General features: G+C 66.6%; 21 protein-coding genes. 11 read left to right on the top strand and 10 right to left on the bottom strand.

Annotation, left to right across the window (positions count from 1 at the left end; all coding sequences use genetic code 11):
- Positions 1–2 precede the first annotated feature (2 nt).
- Positions 3–1,457, top strand: a complete 1,455-nt coding sequence (leuC, locus tag VHO04_RS05825; protein WP_414713083.1) for a 3-isopropylmalate dehydratase large subunit — start codon at positions 3–5, stop codon at positions 1,455–1,457.
- Here the strand turns inward: leuC and leuD are convergent.
- Complete coding sequence (gene leuD / locus VHO04_RS05830; RefSeq protein ID WP_329627424.1) at positions 1,454–2,050, bottom strand: 3-isopropylmalate dehydratase small subunit; 597 nt, start codon at positions 2,048–2,050, stop codon at positions 1,454–1,456. The two genes, leuC and leuD, sit on opposite strands and share 4 nt — an antisense overlap.
- Positions 2,051–2,177: 127 nt before the next feature.
- Here leuD and VHO04_RS05835 point away from each other — a divergent pair, with 127 nt between their 5' ends.
- Entirely contained in the window at positions 2,178–2,684 is a 507-nt protein-coding gene (locus tag VHO04_RS05835) for a MarR family transcriptional regulator (RefSeq protein ID WP_329627425.1), read from the top strand.
- 74 nt (positions 2,685–2,758) lie between these two features.
- Positions 2,759–3,334 (top strand): NAD(P)H-dependent oxidoreductase, encoded by a 576-nt coding sequence (locus VHO04_RS05840; RefSeq protein ID WP_329627426.1) that lies wholly within the window; start codon positions 2,759–2,761, stop codon positions 3,332–3,334.
- Here the strand turns inward: VHO04_RS05840 and VHO04_RS05845 are convergent.
- Positions 3,331–3,765 (bottom strand): MarR family winged helix-turn-helix transcriptional regulator, encoded by a 435-nt coding sequence (locus VHO04_RS05845; protein WP_329627427.1) that lies wholly within the window; start codon positions 3,763–3,765, stop codon positions 3,331–3,333. The genes VHO04_RS05840 and VHO04_RS05845 overlap by 4 nt on opposite strands.
- A gap of 147 nt (positions 3,766–3,912) precedes the next feature.
- On the opposite strand from VHO04_RS05845, the gene VHO04_RS05850 reads away from it, so the two are divergent.
- The 6 genes from VHO04_RS05850 (at position 3,913) to VHO04_RS05875 (ending at position 10,723) form a co-directional block, all read left to right on the top strand.
- Complete coding sequence (locus VHO04_RS05850) at positions 3,913–5,547, top strand: long-chain-fatty-acid--CoA ligase (protein WP_329627428.1); 1,635 nt, start codon at positions 3,913–3,915, stop codon at positions 5,545–5,547.
- A gap of 23 nt (positions 5,548–5,570) precedes the next feature.
- Positions 5,571–6,704 carry an alpha/beta hydrolase gene (locus VHO04_RS05855; protein ID WP_329627429.1) on the top strand — a complete coding sequence of 378 codons (1,134 nt, stop codon included), beginning with the start codon at positions 5,571–5,573 and terminating at the stop codon, positions 6,702–6,704.
- A 1-nt stretch (position 6,705) separates the two neighbouring features.
- The gene (locus VHO04_RS05860; RefSeq protein WP_329627430.1) at positions 6,706–7,686 is read left to right on the top strand and encodes an aminoglycoside phosphotransferase family protein; all 981 of its coding nucleotides are present in this window, start codon (positions 6,706–6,708) and stop codon (positions 7,684–7,686) included.
- A complete protein-coding gene (eno, locus tag VHO04_RS05865) occupies positions 7,683–8,981 on the top strand; it encodes a phosphopyruvate hydratase (protein ID WP_329627431.1) in 1,299 nt (432 codons plus the stop codon). Before VHO04_RS05860 ends, eno begins: the two co-directional genes overlap by 4 nt.
- Positions 8,978–9,898 (top strand): NAD(P)-dependent oxidoreductase, encoded by a 921-nt coding sequence (locus tag VHO04_RS05870; protein ID WP_329627432.1) that lies wholly within the window; start codon positions 8,978–8,980, stop codon positions 9,896–9,898. Before eno ends, VHO04_RS05870 begins: the two co-directional genes overlap by 4 nt.
- A 132-nt stretch (positions 9,899–10,030) precedes the next feature.
- Positions 10,031–10,723: an alpha/beta fold hydrolase gene (locus VHO04_RS05875; RefSeq protein ID WP_329627433.1), complete on the top strand. Its 693-nt coding sequence runs from the start codon at positions 10,031–10,033 to the stop codon at positions 10,721–10,723.
- Positions 10,724–10,838: 115 nt separating this feature from the next.
- Here the strand turns inward: VHO04_RS05875 and VHO04_RS05880 are convergent, their stop codons facing one another.
- Positions 10,839–12,014, bottom strand: a complete 1,176-nt coding sequence (locus VHO04_RS05880; RefSeq protein ID WP_414713084.1) for a 5-methyltetrahydropteroyltriglutamate--homocysteine methyltransferase — start codon at positions 12,012–12,014, stop codon at positions 10,839–10,841.
- Here VHO04_RS05880 and VHO04_RS05885 point away from each other — a divergent pair.
- Complete coding sequence (locus VHO04_RS05885) at positions 11,977–13,542, top strand: long-chain-fatty-acid--CoA ligase (protein WP_329627435.1); 1,566 nt, start codon at positions 11,977–11,979, stop codon at positions 13,540–13,542. The genes VHO04_RS05880 and VHO04_RS05885 overlap by 38 nt on opposite strands.
- 266 nt (positions 13,543–13,808) lie before the next feature.
- On the opposite strand, the gene VHO04_RS05890 is transcribed toward VHO04_RS05885, so the two are convergent.
- The 7 genes from VHO04_RS05890 to VHO04_RS05920 are packed head-to-tail and all read right to left on the bottom strand — an operon-like array spanning position 13,809 to position 19,258.
- Positions 13,809–14,402 (bottom strand): VOC family protein, encoded by a 594-nt coding sequence (locus VHO04_RS05890; RefSeq protein WP_329627436.1) that lies wholly within the window; start codon positions 14,400–14,402, stop codon positions 13,809–13,811.
- Between the two features lie 22 nt (positions 14,403–14,424).
- Positions 14,425–15,042 carry a glutathione S-transferase gene (locus tag VHO04_RS05895; protein ID WP_329627437.1) on the bottom strand — a complete coding sequence of 206 codons (618 nt, stop codon included), beginning with the start codon at positions 15,040–15,042 and terminating at the stop codon, positions 14,425–14,427.
- A 50-nt stretch (positions 15,043–15,092) separates the two neighbouring features.
- Entirely contained in the window at positions 15,093–16,016 is a 924-nt protein-coding gene (locus VHO04_RS05900; protein ID WP_329627438.1) for an SMP-30/gluconolactonase/LRE family protein, read from the bottom strand.
- Positions 16,013–16,660 (bottom strand): carboxymuconolactone decarboxylase family protein, encoded by a 648-nt coding sequence (locus VHO04_RS05905; RefSeq protein WP_329627439.1) that lies wholly within the window; start codon positions 16,658–16,660, stop codon positions 16,013–16,015. Before VHO04_RS05905 ends, VHO04_RS05900 begins: the two co-directional genes overlap by 4 nt.
- Before the next feature lie 10 nt (positions 16,661–16,670).
- On the bottom strand, positions 16,671–17,066 hold the full coding sequence (locus VHO04_RS05910; protein WP_329627440.1) for a nuclear transport factor 2 family protein: 396 nt from the start codon (positions 17,064–17,066) through the stop codon (positions 16,671–16,673).
- A gap of 12 nt (positions 17,067–17,078) precedes the next feature.
- Complete coding sequence (locus VHO04_RS05915) at positions 17,079–17,966, bottom strand: SDR family NAD(P)-dependent oxidoreductase (protein WP_329627441.1); 888 nt, start codon at positions 17,964–17,966, stop codon at positions 17,079–17,081.
- Positions 17,963–19,258 carry an MFS transporter gene (locus VHO04_RS05920; protein ID WP_329627442.1) on the bottom strand — a complete coding sequence of 432 codons (1,296 nt, stop codon included), beginning with the start codon at positions 19,256–19,258 and terminating at the stop codon, positions 17,963–17,965. Before VHO04_RS05920 ends, VHO04_RS05915 begins: the two co-directional genes overlap by 4 nt.
- 108 nt (positions 19,259–19,366) lie before the next feature.
- On the opposite strand from VHO04_RS05920, the gene VHO04_RS05925 reads away from it, so the two are divergent.
- Complete coding sequence (locus VHO04_RS05925; protein ID WP_329627443.1) at positions 19,367–20,134, top strand: SDR family oxidoreductase; 768 nt, start codon at positions 19,367–19,369, stop codon at positions 20,132–20,134.
- The last annotated feature ends 2 nt before the right edge of the window (positions 20,135–20,136 follow it).

Here is a 20,136-nt window from a genome sequence, read left to right on the forward strand (position 1 = left end):
CGATGGACGACACGGCGAACGCGAAGGCGGGCCGGGCGATGGCGTCGCCCGGTCCCCGCACGCTCTACGATAAGCTGTGGGATGCCCATGCCGTTGCCGAGGATGACGGCGAGACCTTGCTCTATATCGACCTGCACCTGCTCCACGAGGTGACCTCGCCTCAGGCTTTTGCGGGCCTCGCGGCGACCGGGCGGACGGTGCGGCGGCCCGAGCGCGTGCTGGCGCTGTCCGATCACAATGTCCCGACGGCGGGGCAGGTGGCGGGTCCCGCCGGCGTCGCCGACGCCGAGGCGCGGGCGCAGCTCGAGGCGCTCGTCGCCAACACGCGTCGTTTCGGGATCGAAAATTTTCCGATGGGCGATCCGCGCGGCGGCATCGTCCATGTCGTGGGCCCCGAACAGGGGCGCTCGCAGCCGGGCATGACGATCGTCTGCGGCGACAGCCACACCTCGACGCACGGCGCGTTCGGGGCGCTCGCCTTTGGGATCGGTACGTCGGAGGTCGAGCATGTGCTGGCGACGCAGACGATCCGTCAGCGCAAGTCGCGCAATATGCGGATCAGCGTCGAGGGGCATCTCGCGCCGCATGTCCATGCCAAGGATCTGGCGCTGCATCTGCTCGGGCTGGTCGGCGTCGACGGGGCGACCGGGCATGTCATCGAATATGCGGGAAGCGCGGTGCGCGGACTGTCGATGGAAGGCCGGATGACGCTCTGCAATCTCAGCATCGAGATGGGTGCGCGGGCCGGGCTGGTCGCGCCCGACACGACGACCTTCGCCTATCTCGAAGGGCGTGCGGCGGCGCCGGCGGGCGATGTGTGGACGGCGGCGCTGGCGCGCTGGCGGGCGCTCCCCAGCGACGCCACGGCCGTTTTCGACCGCGAAATACGGGTCGATGCCGCCGATGTGGCGCCGATGGTGAGCTGGGGCACGAACCCGTCGCAGGTGATCGGTATCGACGGACGGATTCCCGACCCCGCCGGTCTGCCGAACGGCGATGCGCGCGACGCTGCCGAGCGCGCGCTCGCCTATATGGCGCTGGCGCCGGGGCAGCCGATCGCCGGGACGCGGCTAGACCGGGTGTTCATCGGCAGTTGCACCAATAGCCGGATCGAGGATCTGCGGGTCGTCGCGGGCATTGTGCGTGGGCGCCGCGTCGCGCCGCATGTTCGCGCAATGGTCGTGCCGGGGTCGGGGCTGGTGAAGCGCGCGGCCGAGGCGGAGGGGATCGACGCCGTGCTGCGCGCGGCGGGTTTCGACTGGCGTGAGCCCGGATGCTCGATGTGCGTCGGCATGAATCCCGACCGGCTGCAACCCGGCGAACGCTGTGCCGCAACCTCGAACCGCAATTTCGAGAACCGCCAGGGGCGCGGCGGGCGCACGCATCTGATGAGCCCGGCACTCGCCGCCGCGAGCGCGATCGCGGGATGCATCGCCGACCCCGCAAGTCTCGGCTAGGCGATCGCCTCGAACCGCGCGATCGCGGCTTCGTGCCGCATCGTCCGCGCGATGTCGTCGAGTCCCTCGATCAGCGTCCGCCGGTCGTGCGGATCGATGTCGAACGCGATGCTCTCACCCGATGCGAGCGTGATCCGCTGCTCGATGAGATCGACGGTCATCGGCGCAAATTGCGCGAGCGCGAGCGCGAGCGCGACCGCTTCGCGCAGCCGTTCGCATATTGCGTCGGGCAGCCGGATCAACAGCAGCCCGTTCTTGCGCGCATTGTTCGAGAAGATGTCGCCGAAGCTTGGCGCGATGATGCAGCGGATGCCGAAATCGGCGAGCGCCCACACCGCATGTTCGCGCGACGATCCGCAGCCGAAATTCCGGTCGGCGATCAGGATTTGGGCATTCCGGCATGGGGCGGCGTTCAGGATGAAGGTCGCGCGCTCGGTGCCGTCCGACGCATAGCGAAGTTCCTGGAAAGCGTGTCTGCCGAGGCCGCTGCGCGACAGCGCCTTCATGAAGCGCGCGGGAATGATCATGTCGGTATCGACATTGGCGAGCGGCAGCGGCGCGGCCGCCGCCGTCAGCCGGGTGAATTTTTCCACGAATCTCTTTCTATAACTTAGTATTCTAAGTATATGGTGAGAGCGCTCTTGTCCAATATTATCGGGGCGCCCTGGCTATTGCCGCGCGAATCATAGACCCCTAAGGTTCGCACGAAGGGGACAGTCTTTGACCAAGAAGAACCAGTCTTTCCGGTATCCGGCGGAATATTACACCAACCCGGAAAACAGCATCGGCTATCTCGCGCGCATCGTTTTCCGATCCTTTTCGCGCCTGCTCGAACGCAGCACGCTGGCCTATGACGTGTCGGCGGGGCAATGGCGTTTCCTGCGCCAGCTTTGGCGCGAGGACGGCATCACCCAGCGCGAACTCAGCGAACGGGTGGGGATGCGCGAACCGACGACGGTGGTGGCGCTCAAGGGGCTCGAAAAGGCGGGCTTCATAACGCGCACCAAGACGGCGGAGGATCGGCGCAAGACCTTCATCTATCTGACGCCGCACGCCAAGAAGCTCGAACTGATTCTCGCGCCGCTGAATGCCGAAGTGCACAAGGTCGCGACCCGCGGCATGACCGACGAGGAGGTCGAGACGCTACGGCTTCTGATGCGGCGCGTCGTCGAGAATCTGGCCGACGAAACCGCCAAGCTGTCGACGCTGTCGGACATCAAGGCCTGACCGCTACGTCAAAAGCGGTTGCGGTTCCTTCCTGAAATAGATTAGTATTCTAATCATTTTATCGGGAGGGAAAATTGACCAAGATTGCGGTTGTCGTCGGAAGCACGCGCGAGGGGTCGTTCAACCGGATGCTCGGAAAGCTCGCTGTCGGGGCGCTGGAGGCGGAAGGCGCCACCGTCGCCGACATCGATCTCGCCGATTTCGATCTGCCGCTTTATTCGGCGGCACGCGAAGCCGGGGCTTTCCCCGCCGATGCCGAACGGCTGAAGCAGCTCTTCGCGGCGCAGGACGGCCTGCTGTTCGTGTCGCCCGAATATAATGGCTCGGTATCGCCCTTGCTCAAGAACGCCATCGACTGGGCGTCGCGCCCGACCGGCGGCGAATCGCTCGTTGCGCTCAGCGCCTATCGCGGGAAAGCGAGCGCGGTCATGGCGGCGTCGATCAGCCCGTTTGGCGGGCTGCGCGGCCTGATGCACCTGCGCCAGATCCTGTCGACGATCCAGACATTGGTCATCCCCGAACAGGTGCTGATACCGAACGCCCACGCCGCCTTCGACGCCGACGGCAACCTCGTCGAAGCGCTGCCCGCGACGCTGGTCGGCATGACTGCGGCGCGGCTGGTCGCGGTGGCAAAGGCCCTCGCCGTCTAGCTCTTGCGCTCGATATTGTCGCCCCAGTCGGCCTCGAGCGTCGCGAGCAATGCGTCGAACCGTTCGTGGCCGAGTCGCTCGGCGAGCTGATCGGACAGCGCGTCCATTGCGTGCTGCGCATCCTGCCGCATCCGCGCGCCCGTCGGGGTCAGCGACACGACCATGTGCCGCCGGTCGTCGGGGTCGGGGGCAAGTTCGACCATGCCGAGCCGCACCATCTGATTGATCGTGCTGTGGATCGCCTGGCGCGATACGCCCAGATTGCGGGCGATGTCCGACGGGCGCACGATGCCGCTGACGATATTGGTCATGACCATCGATTGCGGCCGGCTGACGTCGGGCCACCCACGATCGTGAAGCCGCGACTGAAGGCCTTCGTCGAGCCAGCAGAAGCGCTGGAACAGAGCGATGATAAGCTGATTGGTGCGCATGAGACGCTGACGATATACCCCTGTTGCCGGCGGGCGCCGACGGGGTCACGCTAGAAGAGCGGGAGACGCGAGGCAAGGCAGGGCGGCGTTGCCAAAGCAAAATACTTAGTATACTATCCTTTTGGAGATGAGGGAGTCACACGCCGCATGGACGGTTTGATGCAGAATGTGCCGTTGACGGTCGACCGGATCATCGACCATGCGGCGGCGTGGCACGGCGCGCGCGAGGTGGTGTCGCGCGATGCCGAGGGTCGGGTCACGCGGGCGACCTATGCCGACATCCGTGACGATGCCAAGCGGGTGTCGAACGCGCTCGCGGCGGCGGGAATGAAGGCGGGAGACCGCATCGCGACGATGGGCTGGAACAGCGCGCGCCACCTTGCCGCCTGGTACGGCGCGGCGGGCATGGGGATCGTGCTTCATACGCTCAACCCGCGGCTGTTTCTCGAACAGATCGCCTATATCGCCAATCATGCCGGCGACCGGCTGCTGATCGCCGATCCGGCGATTGCCGACCTCGTCGAGGAACTGTTGCCGCAGGTGCCGTCGATCGAAAAAGTGATTTTCTTCTGCGACGCGGCTTCGCTGCCGAAGACCAGTTTCGATGCGATCGCGTTCGACGACTGGATCGCGGATCATCCGGCCGATTATGCATGGGGCGGGTTCGACGAGAATGCCGCCTGCGGGCTCTGCTATACCAGCGGGACGACCGGCAATCCCAAGGGCGTGCTTTATTCGCACCGCTCCAATTACATCCATGCGCTGATGACCTTGCAGCGCGATGCGCTGGCGCTGTCGGCGCGCGATACGGTGCTGCTTGTGGTGCCGATGTATCATGCCAATGCCTGGGGCGTCGTCTATTCGGCGCCCGCGGTCGGCGCGAAGCTGGTGCTGCCGGGGCAGCGGATGGACGGCGAATCGATCTATCATCTGATCGAGGAAGAAGGCGTCACTTATTCCGCCGCGGTGCCGACGGTGTGGCAGATGCTGCTCACCTATATGCAGGAGAATGGCAAGCGTTTCACGACGCTGGAACGTGTCACCATCGGCGGCTCGGCGTGTCCCGAATCGCTGATTCGCACCTTTCGCGACGATTATGGCGTCGACGTCATCCAGGGCTGGGGTATGACTGAAACCTCGCCGCTCGGCACGGTGTCGGTGCCCAATGCGTCGGTCGCGGCGAAGTCCGACGACGAGCAGATGGCATATAAGCTCAAACAGGGCCGGCTGCTCTGCGGGCTGGAGATGAAGCTGGTCGATGACGCCGGGAACCGTTTGCCGCACGACGGCAGGACGCCCGGACGGCTGATGATCAAGGGGCCCACGATCGCGCGCGGTTATTTCGGGGGCGAAGGCGGCGACGTGCTCGACGCCGAAGGTTTCTTCGACACCGGCGACGTCAGCACGATCGACGCCGAAGGCTATATGCAGATCACCGACCGCGCCAAGGATGTGGTGAAGTCGGGCGGCGAGTGGATCAGCTCGATCGAGATCGAGAATATCGCGATGGGGCATGACGCGGTCGCCAACGCGGCGGTCGTCGGCATCGCACACCCCAAATGGGACGAGCGGCCGATCCTGCTGTGCGAGCTGAAACCCGGCGCGAGTGCGTCCGCCGATGACCTCAAGGCCTATCTCGACGGCAAGATCGCCAAATGGTGGATGCCCGACGACGTGCTGTTCGTCGACAGCATCCCGCTCGGCCCGACCGGCAAGATCGACAAGAAGGCGATCCGCGCCGGGCTCGACGGTTACACGCTGCCTTTCGAAGTGACCCGCTGACAAACTTCATATCAGGAGAGACGATGATGGTGGACCCGAACGGGATCGAAGGACTGGACGCGCAATTCATCGGACTGGTGTCGCCGACGGCGCCGCGTATCCAGGCGGGTGGGCATCCGTGCCAGGGCATTTATTGGACCGAGGCGGGCAAGCGGCCGAAGGTCGCGATCATCGCCACCCATTACAACGTCGATTTCTCCGAACATTATATCGCCCCCTATTTCGCGCGGCAGGGCTTCGGCTTTCTCGGCTGGAACACGCGCTATCGCGGGGTCGAGGATCAGTTTCTCCTCGAACATGCAGTGCTCGACATCGGCGTCGGCATGAAATGGCTGAAGGAGGAGGCCGGGGTCGAGCAGATCGTCATTCTCGGCAATTCGGGCGGCGGCTCGCTGATGGGTGCCTATCAGGCCGAGGCGATCGCGCCGACGCTGACCGACCGGCTGCCTTCGGTCGGGCAGGATGCGCTCGCCCAGATCATCAAGGGCGACCTCTATATCAGCTTCAACGCGCATCAGGGGCGCCCCGAAGTGCTGACCGACTGGATGGACGCGTCGGTGATCGACGAGAATGACCCGACGCTGACCGATCCCGAACTCGACCCGTTCAACCCCGACAACGGACCGCCCTATTCTGAAGCGTTTATTACGAAATATCGTGCTGCCCAACGCGCGCGCAATCAGCGCATCACCGATTGGGCGAAAGCCGAGCTCGCGCGCCTGAACGCGGCGGGCATTCCCGACCGCATCTTCCCGATGTTCCGCTGCTGGGGCGACATCCGCTGCGTCGATCCCTCGATCGACCCGTCGGACCGCAAGCCCAACTGGTGCTATCGCGGCGACCCCGCGATCGCCAACCGCACGCCGAGCATCGGGCGCGCCAACACGATCAAGACGTGGCTCAACATGTGGAGCCTCGAAACCTCGCCGTGTCAGGGCCAGCCGCATCTTGCCAAGCACGACACGCCCGCGCTGGTCGTTCAGGGAACCGCCGACACCGGCGTCTTTCCAAGCGACGCACGGAAAATATTCGACTTCCTGGGGTCGAAAGACAAGAAGATCGAACTGATCAAGGGCGCGCATTATTTCGAGGATTCGATCGAAGAGCGCCAACATGCCGCCGATCTAGTTGGCGCGTGGATTCGGGAGAAGCTCTGACGTGACGGCGGATGCCGAGATTGTTGCAGGGCTGCGCGACGCCGGTCTGGTCGGCGAGGGCGAGGTCGTCCTCGAGCCGCTGACCGGCGGCGTGTCGTGCGATGTGTGGAAGGTCGAGACGCCGACCGGGCCGATCGTCGTCAAGCGCCCGCTCGAACAATTGCGCGTCGCCGCCGAATGGCACGCGCCGGTCGAGCGCGGGCAGAGCGAAGTGCGCTGGCTGCGGCGCGCGCGCGGCGTCGACGCGCGCATCGCGCCCGAGGTGCTCGCCGAGCTGCCGGTCGGGCACGCCTTCGCGATGCGCTTCGTGCCCGGCTGCCCGGTGTGGAAGGACGAACTGACCGCGGGGCGCGTCGACGTCGATTTCGCGGGCGCGGTCGGCCGGTCGATCGCCGCGGTGCACGCCGCGACCGCGAACAGCCCCGCCGATCGCGACGCCTTTCCCACCGACGCGATGTTCCGGGCGCTGCGCGTCGATCCCTTCCTGCTGTTCGTCGCGCAGAAGGATGCCGAACTCGCACCGGCGCTTTATACGCTCGCCGACGACCTCACGTCGCGCAAGGTTGCGCTCGTCCACGGCGACGTCAGCCCCAAGAATATCCTCGTCAGCGACGACGGTCCGGTCTTCCTCGATGCCGAATGTGCGGTTTACGGCGACCCCGCTTTCGATCTGGCATTCTGCACCACCCATCTGCTGCTCAAGGCGGTGTGGTTGGGCGACGAACGGCTTGGGCAGTCGGCGGCGGCGCTTGTTGAAGCCTATCGTGCCGGCATCGACTGGGAAGACGCTGCCGACCTGCTGCTCCGCGCGGGCAAGCTGACCGCCGCGCTGCTGCTCGCGCGCGTCGAGGGCAAGTCGCCCGCCCCTTATCTGACCGACCCCGATCATCGGCGCATCGTGCGCGATCAGGCGCGCGCGCTGCTGCGCAGGCCGACGCCGCTCGACGCGCTCGTTTCCCATTGGCAAAGGACTCTTCCATGACTTCGCGCATCGCTTCCGTTACCGGCCGCCAGCTCTGGGATTCGCGCGGGCGGCCCACGGTTGAGGCCGAGGTCGTGCTCGAATCGGGCGCGGTCGGCCGCGCCATCGCGCCCGCGGGCGCCTCGCGCGGCGCGCATGAGGCGATTGACCTCCGCGACGGTGGCGAGGCGTTCGGCGGCTATGGCGTCAATCGCGCGGTCGCCGGGATCGGGTCGGAGATCGCGCGCGCGATCGCCGGGATGGACGCGCGCGAACAGGCGGCGGTCGACGCCGCGCTCTGTGCGCTCGACAATACGCCGAACAAGGCGCGGCTCGGCGCGAATGCGGTCGTCGCGGTGTCGATGGCGGTGCTCCACGCCGCTGCTGCGGACGCCCGCGAGCCGCTATGGCGCTATCTCGCGGAGGGACGCAAAGTGCGCGTGCCGCTCCCCGAAATCCAGATTTTCGGCGGCGGCGCGCACGCCGGGCGGCGCACCGATGTGCAGGATTTCATGGTCATGTGCCCGAAGGCGGGCAGCTTTCGCCGCGCGCTCGAAATCACCGACGATGTCTATCGCGCCGCGGGCAAATTGATGGAAGCCAAGGGGCCGCTGTCGGGGGTCGCCGACGAGGGCGGCTGGTGGCCGAATTTCGCCTCGAACGAGGATGCGCTGGATACGCTGACCAAAGCGATCGAGGCGAGCGGGCACCGCGCGGGCGAGGAGGTGTTCATCTCGCTCGACATCGCGGCGAACGAACTCGGCGACGCCTCGGGCTACAGCCTCGCGCTCGACGACGGCCGCCTGACCAGCGAGCAGATGGCGACGCGCATCGTCGAATGGGCGAAGCGCTATCCGATCCTGTCGATCGAGGACCCGGCGGGTCAGGACGACTGGACGGCGATGGCGGCGGTTACCGCGGCGATCGGCGAACGGGTGCAGATCATCGGCGACGACGTGCTCGTCACCAATGCCGAGCGGGTCGAACGGGCAGGCGAGGCGGCGGTGTGCAACGCGGCGCTGATCAAGGTCAATCAGGTCGGCACCGTCACCGAGGCGAAGGCGGCGCTCGACGCCGCGGTGGCGTGCGGCTGGGGCGCGATCGTCTCGGCGCGCTCGGGCGAGAGCGAGGATGTCACCATCGCGCACCTCGCCACCGGCTGGGACGCGGGGCAATTGAAGGTCGGCAGCTTCACTCGCTCGGAGCGGATGGCGAAGTGGAACGAGATGCTGCGGATCGAGGAGACGATGGGCGCCGATGCCGAGTTTGCCGGCTTCTCGGCCTTTGCCGCGCCGATCGGAACCGTCGCGGCATGATCGTTCTCCACGCCCGTCCCAGCCCCGGTTTCCGCGAGGCGGTCGACGCGATCTTCGGCCCCGGCGTCGTCGTCCATGTCGACGAGGCAGCGCCGCTGGACGAGGTCGCGGGCGAGATCACCGCGCTGCTCCATGTGCTGACCCCGGTCACGGCCGACTTCATCGCCTCGGCGCCAAAGCTCAAGCTGATCCAAAAGCTCGGCGTCGGGGTCAACACCATCGCGCTCGATGCGGCGCGCGAGCATGAGGTCGCGGTGTGCAACATGCCCGGCACCAACAGCCAGGCGGTTGCCGAAATGGCGCTGTCGCTGATGATGGCGGTGCTGCGCCGCACCTGCTTCTTCGACGCGCGGACGCGGGCCGGGGAAGGATGGACCGCCGACCCGTCCGAACTCGACAGCGTCGGCGAGGTGGCGGGGCGCACCGTCGGGCTCGTCGGTTTCGGCCATTCGGCGCAGTTGCTGGCGCCGGTGCTCGCCGCGCTGGGGGCGCGGGTCGTCTATACCGCGCGGAGCGCACGCGATTTGCCCTACGAATTTTGGCCGCTCGATCGCCTGCTGGCGGAGAGCGATATCGTCTCGCTCCACATCCCCCTCACCGACGAGACGCGCGGCGCCATCGATCCGTTTGCGATGAAGAAAGGCGCGGTGCTGGTGAATACCGCGCGCGGCGAGCTCGTCGATCAGGAGCGGCTGGTCGAGGCGCTTGCGTCGGGCCATCTGCGCGGCGCCGGGCTCGACGTGTTCGCCGAAGAGCCGCTGCCGCGCGGCAACCCGCTGCTCGGCCTGCCGAACGCCGTGCTCGCGCCGCATATCGCCTGGCTGACCCCCGAAACGCTCGTGCGCAGCCTGTCGGTCGCGCATGAAAATTGCCGTCGGCTTGGGGCAGGCGAAGCGCTGTTGCATCAGGTGGTCTAGAGATTTGCCTCTTGCCGTCATTGCGAGGAGCGTAGCGACGAAGCAATCTCCAGCTATCGGCCTCGCGCAGAACCGATAGCTGGAGATTGCTTCGCTTCGCTCGCAATGACGAAGAAATTAGGATTTGCTCAAATGACTCTCCCGATCGTCCTCATCACCGGCCAACTTCTGACCGACGCCGTGTGGCAGCCTTTGCTCGACGCATGGACCGGCCGCGAGGTGATCGTCGCCGACAATCGCAGCGACGACAGCATCGAAGACTTTGCGCAGCGCCTGCTCGACAATGCGCCGCCGAAATTCGTGCTGATCGGTCACGCGATGGGCGGCTTCGTCGCGTTCGAGGTGATGCGCCGCGCGCCCGAGCGCGTCGCGAAACTCGCGCTCATCGCGACGCTCGCCTCGGCCGACGGCCCGGCGCAGACCGCGCGGCGACAGGGCTATATCGACCTGGTGGAAAGCGGTCGCTTCGATCAGGTGGTCGAGGAGCGCATCCCGATCCTCTTCCCCGAGGAGAAGCGCGGCGACGAGCGGCTGCTCGGCATCGCGAGGGCTATGGCGGCCGACACCGGCGCCGACACCTTCCTTGCGCAGCAGCGCGCGATCATGGCGCGCATCGACAGCCGCCCCCGGCTCGGCGAGATCGCGGTGCCGACCTTGCTGGTCTGGGGCGAAAAGGACGGCATCACCAGCCGCGCGCACCATGACGAGATATTGGAAGCGATTCCGGGATCGCGGCTTGAGGTCGTGCCGGGGGCTGGGCATCTGCCGACGGTCGAGGCGCCCGAGGTGGTGGTGCCGCTGCTGACGGACTTTATCGATCGATAACCTTCGTCATTGCGAGCGCAGCGAAGCAATCTCCAGCTATCAGCCTTGCACAATGCCGATAGCTGGAGATTGCTTCGTCGCTACGCTCCTCGCAATGACAAGGAGGTTTGGAGAGCTATTTCAGTTCCGCCCGCACGAGCGCCGCCCCGTCGACCATCGCCTTCAGCTTCGCCTGCGAATGTTCGCGGCTGTGGTATTTCATGCCGCAGTCGGGCGCGATCCACAGCCGTTCGGCGTCGACATAGCGCAGCGCCTCGCGGATGCGGCCCGCGACCACCTCGGGCGTTTCGACCTCTGGGATCGACAGGTCGAGCACGCCGTACATGATCGTCTTGGTCGGCAGTTCGGCGAGGATCGCGGGGTCGAGCCCCGGCTGCGCCGCCTCGATCGAGATGACGTCGATGCTGGATGCCTCGAGTTCGGCGAGGAAATCATAGGCCTTGGGCTTCGGCCCCGTCGCGCCCGCGCCGTGGTGGACCATCGCATAGCCGAAGCAGATGTGCAGCGCGGTGGTGCCGCCGACGCCGTTGAGCGCGCGGTTGATCGCCTCGATCGCATAGGCGCCCGCTTCGCCCGCGCGCGCCTGAAGATAGGGCTCGTCGAGCTGGACGACGTCGACCCCGGCCGCGAACAGATCCTTGACCTCGGCATTGACCGCGTCGGCATAATCCATCGCGAGCGACCGCGCGTCGGGATAATAGCCGTTCTCCGCCTGCTGCGTCATCGTGAAGGGGCCGGGCAGGGTGAGCTTCACCGGCTTGGTCGAATGGCGGCGGAGGAAAGCGGCGTCCTGCGCTTCGATCGGCGCGACGCGGCGGATCGGGCCCGAGACGAGCGGCACGGGATTGGCGTTGCCGGTGCGGTCGATCGCGGTGCCGTGCTTTTCGGTGTCGATCCCCGACAAGGCGGTCGCGAGCCGGTTCGAATAGCTTTCGCGGCGCATCTCGCCGTCACCGACGATGTCGATGCCGACCTCTTCCTGGTCGCGGATCGCCATCAGCGTCGCGGCCTCCTGCGCCTCGGCGAGCCACGGTTCGGGGATGCGCCACAGCGTCTCGGCGCGGACGCGTGGGGGCAGGCTGGCCTTCAGTCGCTCGCGGTCGATCAACCAGTCGGGCTGGGGGTAGCTTCCGACGATCGTCGTGGGCAATATGGGGTGGTCGAACAAGGCCAATCCTCTCGATTTTAGGGCTGGTCCGTTTTTACTTAGTATTCTATCTAATTCAAGCGAAACAGCAGCGAGGGAGAGCGAAATGATCGATCTGGACGCGATCCGGACCTTGGCGGACATACCCGCGGCGCAGGCGCGGAAGCGCGGCGATGCGGTCGCGGTGAAATTCGGGGAGCGCGAGACGAGCTTCGCCGAACTCGACGCCCGGTCGAATCGCGTCGCGAACGCGCTGCTCGCCGCGGGGGTCGCGCCGGGCGACCGCGTGTCGGCGCTGACCAAGAATCACGATGGCTGGTATCCGCTCTTCTTCGGCACCGCGCGGGCGCGCGCCTGCCTGGCCCCGGTCAACTGCCGGCTCGCGGCCGGGGAGGTCGCCTTCATCCTCGGCGATGCCGCGCCGAAACTGCTGTTCGTCGGCGAGGATTTCTTCGACCTCGCGCTCGCGGCGGTCGCCGATCTCGCCGCGCCGCCGCGGCTGGTCGCGCTCTATGGCGATCACCCGGCGTTCGAGAGCCTTGATGCGTGGCTCGGCGATGCGGCGGCGACCGCGCCCGCCGACGAACCGCAACTCGGCGACGACGTGCTCCAGCTCTACACCAGCGGCACGACCGGGCGCCCGAAGGGCGTCGTGCTCGCGAACAAAAATTATCGCCGCTTCCTCGAGATGGCGACCGAGGTCGACGGCTTCGCTTATGACGAGGACGAGACGGTGATGATCGTCATGCCGCTGTTCCACGTCGCGGGCACGAACGTCAGCTTCTCGGGCCTCGCGCAGGGCGGGCGGCTCGTGCTGGTCAAGGATTTCGCCGCCGCCGACGCGATCCGGATGATGACCGACGAGCGCGTCGCGCACGCTTTCCTCGCCCCGGCGATGATCCAGATGATGCTCCAGCAACCGGGCGCGGAGGCGGGCGATTATTCGGCGCTTCGCTCGATCGCCTATGGCGCCTCGCCGATCGCCGAGGATGTGCTGCGCCGCGCGCGCGCGGTCTTCGGCTGCGACTTCGTGCAATTCTATGGGATGACCGAAAGTTCGGGCGGCGGCTCCTACCTTTCACCCGCCGCGCACGACCTGCCGGGCAAGCTCACCTCGTGCGGCCAGCCGTGGCCGCAGACCGAAATGGCAATCCTGGGCGGCGACGGCCAGCCGCTCGGCGACGGCGAGATCGGCGAGATCGCGATCCGCGGCGACATCGTGATGAAGGAATATTGGCATCGCCCGGAGGCGACCGCCGAGACGGTGGTGGACGGCTGGCTGCGCACCGGCGACGTCGGCTATCGCGACGCCGACGGCTATTATTTCGTCCACGACCGGATCAAGGACATGATCGTGTCGGGGGGCGAGAATGTCTATCCGGCCGAGGTCGAGAGCGCGATCATGGGCTGCCCCGGCATCGCCGACGTCGCGGTGATCGGCGTCCCCGACGACAAATGGGGCGAAGCGGTAAAGGCGCTGGTCGTGCCCGCGCCGGGCGCCGAGATCGAAGCCGCCGTGGTGATCGGCTGGGCGCGCGAACGCATCGCTGCCTACAAGGCGCCGAAGAGCATCGACGTCATCGACGCGCTGCCGCGTAACCCATCGGGCAAGGTGCTCCGCCGTGAACTCCGCGCGCCCTATTGGGAAGGCCGCGACAGGGCGGTGGGATAGAGGGCGGATGTAGCTGATCCTCCCCGGCACGGGGAGGGGGGACCATGCGAAGCATGGTGGAGGGGCACCCTCGGTTTACGCTTCGATCCAGAAAAGGCGCGCCATGACGCACCTGCCCCTCCACCACCTTCGGTGGTCCCCCTCCCCGTGCCGGGGAGGATATTAAGTCCGCAATCGGTCGTAAACCGCCGCCCGATCCCGCCAAAAAAAATGGCCCGGCGCAGGGCCGGGCCAAGAGGGGTTCCCAGTGGTACCCTTGGGAATATCTATTCGGCCGGAACCGGCGTTCGGCCCATGATCATGCCCTCGCGCTTGGTGCCGTCGGCCTGCACCGGGTCGTGCGCGATGTCGCGTTCGTCGAGCGCGCGCGTCCAGGCCGCGAATTCGAGGCAGACGCCGTCGGGGTCGAAGAAATAGACCGAGCGGACATAGACGTCGTCGTTGAGCTCGGCCGAGGACTGGGTCGGCGAATTGTCGTGGTTGAGGATCGGCGTCACCTCGACCCCCTTGGCGACCAGGCGCTGGTAATAGTCGTCGAATTTTTCGGCGCGGACGTTGATCGCGATATGGTTCATCGATCCGTGCGCCGACACGAAACTGCCCTTCGTCGGCAGCGCGGCGGGGGCCGAAATGCCGGGGACCGCTTCGGGCGCGTTCGGGAACCAGAAGAAGGCGAGGCTGTCGCCGTTGCCGATGTCGAAGAAGAAATGCTGGCCGCGCCCACCGGGCAGGTCGATCGTCTTGGTGAGCGGCATACCGAGGATGTCGCGATAGAATTCGACCGTCTTCGCCATATCCTTGCACACGAGCGCCAGGTGATTGACGCCGAGGAACTCGAACTCCTTGTTGGATGCAGTCATGATCCGTCTCCTTTGTCGCAGTTCAATTGGGGGTGGCGCTCGGGCGCGCCTTCATGCGGTCGTACCAGGCCGTAACATTGGTGGCCGCGGGATCGATCGGCTGACCGACACCCGCGCCGAAATCGAGAAAGGCGAAGAGCATCAGGTCAGCGAGCGTCACCCTGTCGCCGGCGATGAAGTCGTGCCCCGCGATCAGCGGGTCGAGCCAGCGGATGCCGTCCTGCGCGACCGCCTTCAGCCCCGCCGCCGCTTCGGGCAGGCAGCGCATCCGCGCTTCGAACAGCGGCAGGCCCTCGGCGAAGCGGAAGCCGTTGGTGAGCGGCTCGCAAATCTTGAGGTCGATGCGGCGCGTCCACATGCGCGTGTTCGCGCGCTCCTCGGCAGTCGTGCCGATCAGCGCGGGCTCGGGGAAGCGCTCCTCCAGATATTCGCAGATCGCGGTGATCTCGGTCAGCACCGAACCGTCGTCGAGCGCGAGCGCCGGGGTCTGGCCGGCCGGGTTCACATCGACGGCATAGGGCGCACGCCGGTTCTCGCCGCCGCGAAGGTCGACCGTGACCTCGGGAAGCTCGATACCCTTTTCGGCCATGAACAAGGTCACGACGCGCGGGTTGGGGCCAACGCTGTTATAGAATTTCATGTCTCTTCTCTCACCTCGAACCTTTTAGCGCATTTTGATGAAATCGTCAACTAAATTGACGGTTTGAGCGGAAGGCCGGGACGCGGCCAGCGGACGCGGTAGAGGACGCCCGTCGTCGATGCCGTGATATAGGCATCGCGCCGGTCGGCGCCGCCGAACGCGATGTTGGTGATGCCGACATCGGGCAGCGGCAAGAATTCCGAACCGCCCCCTTCGGGATCGAAGATGGTGATCCCGCCCTCGACCATGGTGCCGACGCAGATGCGGCCATTTTCCTCGATCGCGAGGCTGTCGAGCAGGCGAAAGGCGGGCGGCGTGCCGACGAAGCGGCCCGGCGCCCAGGGCGGGGGCGGGGCGAGTTCGCCCGCCGCGACGACATCCATCGCCCAGACGCGCGCGGTCATCGTCTCGCTGACATAAAGGGTGTTGCCGTCGGGCGAGAGGCCGATGCCGTTTGGTCCCATCATGTCGGCGCGCTGGCGCGTGATCGCCGACCCGTCGACCCTGGCGTAATAGATCGCGCCATGGTCGCGGCCGCTCGCGCGGACCTGGCCATGGTCGGTGAACCAGAAGCCGCCGTGCGCGTCGAAGACGATGTCGTTCGGCCCCTTCAGCCGCTCGCCCTCGAAGCTGTCATAGAGCGTCGTGACCGCGCCGGTGGCAAGGTTCACGCGCTGGATCGAACCGCACGCCGCGGCGTTTGCGGCGTGGCCGGGAAAGAGCAGGGGGCCGGCCTCGACCCACTGGAACCCGCCATTGTTGCAGACATAGGCGGCGCCGTCGGGGCCGATCGCCAGCCCGTTGGGGCCGCCGCCGAGTTCGGCGACGACCGACAGCGCACCGTCCGCCGCGACGCGCGTCAGCGTGCCGCGCGCGATCTCGACGAGCAGCACCGAGCTGTCGGGCATCGGCACCGGGCCCTCGGGAAAGCGAAGGCCGCTCGCGACGACCTCGGGCTGGCCGAACCCGCTCATCGGTTCGCCGGACGCGCGGGGCTGAGGAAGTCGGCGGCGCTGAAGCCTTCGGGCGCCGCGACCTCGACGATCGGATCCTCGCGCGCGTCATATTCCATGCGCAGCGCGCGGGTGATGACGGCGTGCATGTCGTAAAGGCAGGTGATGTAGGTGAACTCGAAAATCTGTTCGTCGTCCCAGAAGCTCTTGAGCTTTTCGAATATCTCGAGCGGGACGCGGCCGCCGGCCTGGCTCAGGCAGTCGGCATAGGCGAGGACGGCGCGTTCCTGTTCGTCATAGCAATCGGCGACCTGCCAATAGGCGATGCCGGCGATCTTCTCCTCGCTGACGCCGAGGCCGCGCAGCGACTTGCAATGCTGCGAAAAGACGAACTGGCTGCCCTTGACCCATCCGGCGCGGGTCTGGCCGAGCTCGCGCAGCACCGGATCGATCTTGCGCGCCGGATGGCGATAGACCGCGAAGCCATCGACGGCATGTTTGAAGATATCGGGCGCGAGCGCGAAGACCGTCCACCAGTCGCCGGGCGTGCCGGTTGCGGTGCCCGGCTCGGCGACCGGGTCGCGCTCGCCGAACAGGCGGTCGTAATAAGCGGTGACGATCTCGTCGGTGACTTCCGAACGGGGAACCTGGCGCAGGACGGGCATGGGCGACTCCTCAGGCGTTGGCAAATTTGCGGAATTCGGCGACATGCGCGCTGTCGAAATATTCGTCCAGCCGCGTGATCTTGCCATTCTCGACCTTGCACACGATTGCGCAGGGCAGGCGGACCTCGCCGTCGTCGTGAACGCGCTTGCCCTTCAGCACATGCTGCTGGACGAAGCCGCCGGGAAAGGCGGTGAGCCGGCGTTCGGCATATTCGCGGTCCTTGATGCGCGCGACCATGCCGGTCAGCGTCTCGGCGGTCTGCGCCGGGGTGACGGTCGCTTCGTCGGTATTGTGCCAGATCTCGGCGTCGGGCGTGAAGCTGTTCTGCATCGTCGCGATGTCGCCGACCTCGATCGCGTCGAAGAAGCGCTGCGCCATCGCGCGGATATCGTCCTGCTCTGCCATGATAATCTCCTTTCAGATTTTCGCGCCGAACATGCGGCCGCCGTTGGCGGCGATCAGCCCGTCGATATCGTCGCCCTTATAGGCCGGGTCCGCCGACGGGCCGAAGGACGATAGCATGTCCTGCGTCACCAGTTCGGCCATCGCCTTCCATTCGGGGTGGGTGAAGATCCAATAGTCGCCCTTTTCGATCGCGGCGACGACGCGCGCGCCGATCCGGTCGGGCGACATGCCGCCGGCGAGGACGCCCTGCATCGCCTGGCTGGTCGCCGCGGCCCGGCCGACCTCGCTCTCGACCGGGCGCAGATCGCGCGTCGTCTCGACGATCCGCGTCGCCGACATGCCGGGCATCAGCACCGAAATGTCGACGCAGGTTTCGGCGAGTTCGTTGCGCAGCGCCATCGCGATGCCGAGCGTCGCATATTTGGAGCTGATATAGGCGACCGAGATCGGGGGCGGCACGATCGCGACCATCGACGAGGTGATAACGAGATGTCCCGGCTCGCCGCTCGCCTTCATTTCGCCGAGGAAGGTGCGGCAGGCATAAAGATGCGCGTGCGCGTTGACGGCGTAGTTCCACCGCCAGACGTCGGTGTCATATTGTTCGAACGGCCCCGATCCGCCGCCGACCCCGGCGTTGCTGAACAGGATGCGCACCGGCCCGAACGCGCGCGCCTTGGCGCCCGCCTCTGCCCAGCTTGCCTCGCTGGTGACGTCGAGCTGGAGACCGAGCGCCTTGCCGCCCGAACTGCGCAGCGACGCAGCCGCCGCTTCCGCCCCGGCACCGTCGATGTCGGCGAGGATCACCGATGCGCCTTTCGCGGCGAGCGCGCGCGCGGTCGCGAGGCCGAGGCCGCTGGCCCCACCGGTGATGAAAGCGGTCTTGCCGGCAACGTCGGTCATTCGGCGAAATCCTTTTCGAGATGACGGGTCATCGCATATTGCGCGATCCCCGCGGCGGCGGCGAAGGGCATCAGCGCCATCAGCGCCCAGCGCAGGCTGTCGGCGCCATGCGCGGCTTTCAGCGCATCGCTGACGACCCCAGCGAACAGCGGGCCGAGACCAAGACCGACGATGTTGAACATCAGCATCAGAACGGCGGCGGCGGTCGCGCGGCTGCGCGGCGGGGTAAGGTTCTGCACCAGTGCGAGCGCGGGCGCGACATAGGCGGTGCACGCGGCCATCGGGATCAGCATCAGCGCGAGCGAAAGCTGCCAGCTATCGACGAGCAGCGCCGCGATGAAGGTCGGGATCAGCACCGCGGTCGCGAGCGCCGGGATCGTTCCATAGGCGCGCGCCGAACGCTTGGCGCGATGGCTGACGAGCCAGCCGCCGCCGAGGATGCCGACGCCGAAGGTGATGCCTGCGGCGGGCGCGAACCAGGTCGCCATCGCCTCGAGCGGCATGTTCTGCGTCCGCATCAGAAAGGCCGGAATCCAGTTGAGCATCCCATAGCTGACGAAAGCGGCGAGGCCGCTGCCGATCATCACCATGCGCAGCGAGCGACGGCGGACGAACATCGCGAGGCTTTCGCCGAAGGGCAGCGCCGCGTCGGCGGGCTGGTGCGCATCCATCGCCCCGCGCGCCGGCTCGCGAACCGCCCAGATCAACAGCGGCGCGACGACGACGCCGACCAGGCCGATGACCAGGAAAGCATTGCGCCAGCCGATATTGGCGGCGGCCCAGGCGCCGAACGCCGCGCCGACGAACACGCCGAACGGGCCGTTGCAGGTGAAAAGGCCGATGGCGAGCGGGCGCTGCGCCGGCGGGTAATAATCGGCGATCACCGACAGCGACGGCGCGGTGCCGCCCGCTTCGCCGGCGCCGACGCCGAAACGCATCAGCGCGAGTTGCCAGAAGTTCGAGACGATGCCGCAGGCGGCGGTGAAGCCGCTCCACGCGACGCAGGCGATGGCGATCAGCCGGATGCGGTTCCAGCGGTCGGCGATCATCGCGACGGGGACGCCCATCGCGGCATAGAAAAGCGCGAAGGCGAGGCCGGTGAGCAGGCCGAACTGGGTGTCGCTGAAATCCATCTCGGCGCGGATCGGTTCGACGAGCACCGACAGGAGCTGGCGGTCGACGAAGTTGATCGTGCCGACGACGAACAGCATCGCGAGCGCGACGTTGCGCCGCAACGCAAGGCCGCTGTCCGGCGCCGCGCCGCCTCCGTCGAGCGTGGTCGCTTGCGTCATGCCTCTCCCCAAAATGATGCGATTCTTCGCGTCTTGAAATACTTAGATATTTAAGCTTATCTGTCAATCTGCTTTACGGTATGGCGATGGGAAACCGGGAGAGACGGGATGGATATCAAAGGAAAGACAGCGATCGTGACGGGATCGGCGGGCGGCATCGGCCGCGCCGCCGCGGTGATGCTCGCCGCGCGCGGCGCGGCGGAGATCGCGCTCGTCGATGTCAAGGAAGCAGCGCTCGCCGAGACCGCCCGGCTGGTCGAGGCGCAGGGCGCGCGGGCGACCGTTCACGCGCTCGACCTGTCGGACATCGCGGCGACCGAAGCCTGGTTCCGGGCGCATGGCGACGTCGATATCCTCTACAACAATGCCGGGGTCGTGTCGGGCGCGCCGCAATTTTCCGACGTCGATGCGGCGCGGGTCCGCTGGATCATCGACGTCAACGTCACCGCGCTGATCGCGGCGACGCAGATCGCGGTGCAGGCGATGCGGCGCCGCGGCGGCGGGGTGATCGTCAACACCGTCTCGACCGTCGCGCTCGGCACGGGCTTTTACGATGCGATGTATGCGACCACCAAGGCGGCGGTGATGATGTTCACCCGCTGCTGCGCGGGGTTGAAGGACGAATGCAATGTCCGCGTCGCGGGCATGTTGCCGGGGCTGGTCGACACACCGATCCTCGACACCACCGGCGCGGGCGGCAAATCCGAATGGATGAAGACGGTGCTTGCGAACAACGAGGCTTGCGTGCCGGAGGATATCGCCGAAGCGGTCATGACGCTGATCGAGGACGACAGCCTTGCGGGCGGCGACTGGGTCGCGGTGCGGCGGTTGGGCGGGAAGGTCGAATATCAGTGGGGGCACGCCGACACGGTTTGAAC

This window comes from Sphingopyxis sp. (genome assembly GCF_036261875.1).
Taxonomy (GTDB): domain Bacteria; phylum Pseudomonadota; class Alphaproteobacteria; order Sphingomonadales; family Sphingomonadaceae; genus Sphingopyxis.

What these genes read in the sequence shown, in the direction of transcription:
- VHO04_RS05920 (WP_329627442.1), bottom strand. Translation starts at nt 19,258, where the DNA reads ATGACGCAAGCGACCACGCTCGACGGAGGCGGCGCGGCGCCGGACAGC.
- VHO04_RS05895 (WP_329627437.1), bottom strand. Translation starts at nt 15,042, where the DNA reads ATGAAATTCTATAACAGCGTTGGCCCCAACCCGCGCGTCGTGACCTTG.
- eno (WP_329627431.1), top strand. Translation starts at nt 7,683, where the DNA reads ATGACTTCGCGCATCGCTTCCGTTACCGGCCGCCAGCTCTGGGATTCG.
- VHO04_RS05880 (WP_414713084.1), bottom strand. Translation starts at nt 12,014, where the DNA reads ATGTCCGCCAAGGTCCGGATCGCGTCCAGATCGATCATTTCGCTCTCC.
- VHO04_RS05900 (WP_329627438.1), bottom strand. Translation starts at nt 16,016, where the DNA reads ATGAGCGGGTTCGGCCAGCCCGAGGTCGTCGCGAGCGGCCTTCGCTTT.
- VHO04_RS05870 (WP_329627432.1), top strand. Translation starts at nt 8,978, where the DNA reads ATGATCGTTCTCCACGCCCGTCCCAGCCCCGGTTTCCGCGAGGCGGTC.
- VHO04_RS05845 (WP_329627427.1), bottom strand. Translation starts at nt 3,765, where the DNA reads ATGCGCACCAATCAGCTTATCATCGCTCTGTTCCAGCGCTTCTGCTGG.
- VHO04_RS05885 (WP_329627435.1), top strand. Translation starts at nt 11,977, where the DNA reads ATGATCGATCTGGACGCGATCCGGACCTTGGCGGACATACCCGCGGCG.
- VHO04_RS05910 (WP_329627440.1), bottom strand. Translation starts at nt 17,066, where the DNA reads ATGGCAGAGCAGGACGATATCCGCGCGATGGCGCAGCGCTTCTTCGAC.
- VHO04_RS05890 (WP_329627436.1), bottom strand. Translation starts at nt 14,402, where the DNA reads ATGACTGCATCCAACAAGGAGTTCGAGTTCCTCGGCGTCAATCACCTG.
- VHO04_RS05855 (WP_329627429.1), top strand. Translation starts at nt 5,571, where the DNA reads ATGATGGTGGACCCGAACGGGATCGAAGGACTGGACGCGCAATTCATC.
- VHO04_RS05915 (WP_329627441.1), bottom strand. Translation starts at nt 17,966, where the DNA reads ATGACCGACGTTGCCGGCAAGACCGCTTTCATCACCGGTGGGGCCAGC.
- VHO04_RS05925 (WP_329627443.1), top strand. Translation starts at nt 19,367, where the DNA reads ATGGATATCAAAGGAAAGACAGCGATCGTGACGGGATCGGCGGGCGGC.
- VHO04_RS05875 (WP_329627433.1), top strand. Translation starts at nt 10,031, where the DNA reads ATGACTCTCCCGATCGTCCTCATCACCGGCCAACTTCTGACCGACGCC.
- leuC (WP_414713083.1), top strand. Translation starts at nt 3, where the DNA reads ATGGACGACACGGCGAACGCGAAGGCGGGCCGGGCGATGGCGTCGCCC.
- VHO04_RS05850 (WP_329627428.1), top strand. Translation starts at nt 3,913, where the DNA reads ATGGACGGTTTGATGCAGAATGTGCCGTTGACGGTCGACCGGATCATC.
- VHO04_RS05905 (WP_329627439.1), bottom strand. Translation starts at nt 16,660, where the DNA reads ATGCCCGTCCTGCGCCAGGTTCCCCGTTCGGAAGTCACCGACGAGATC.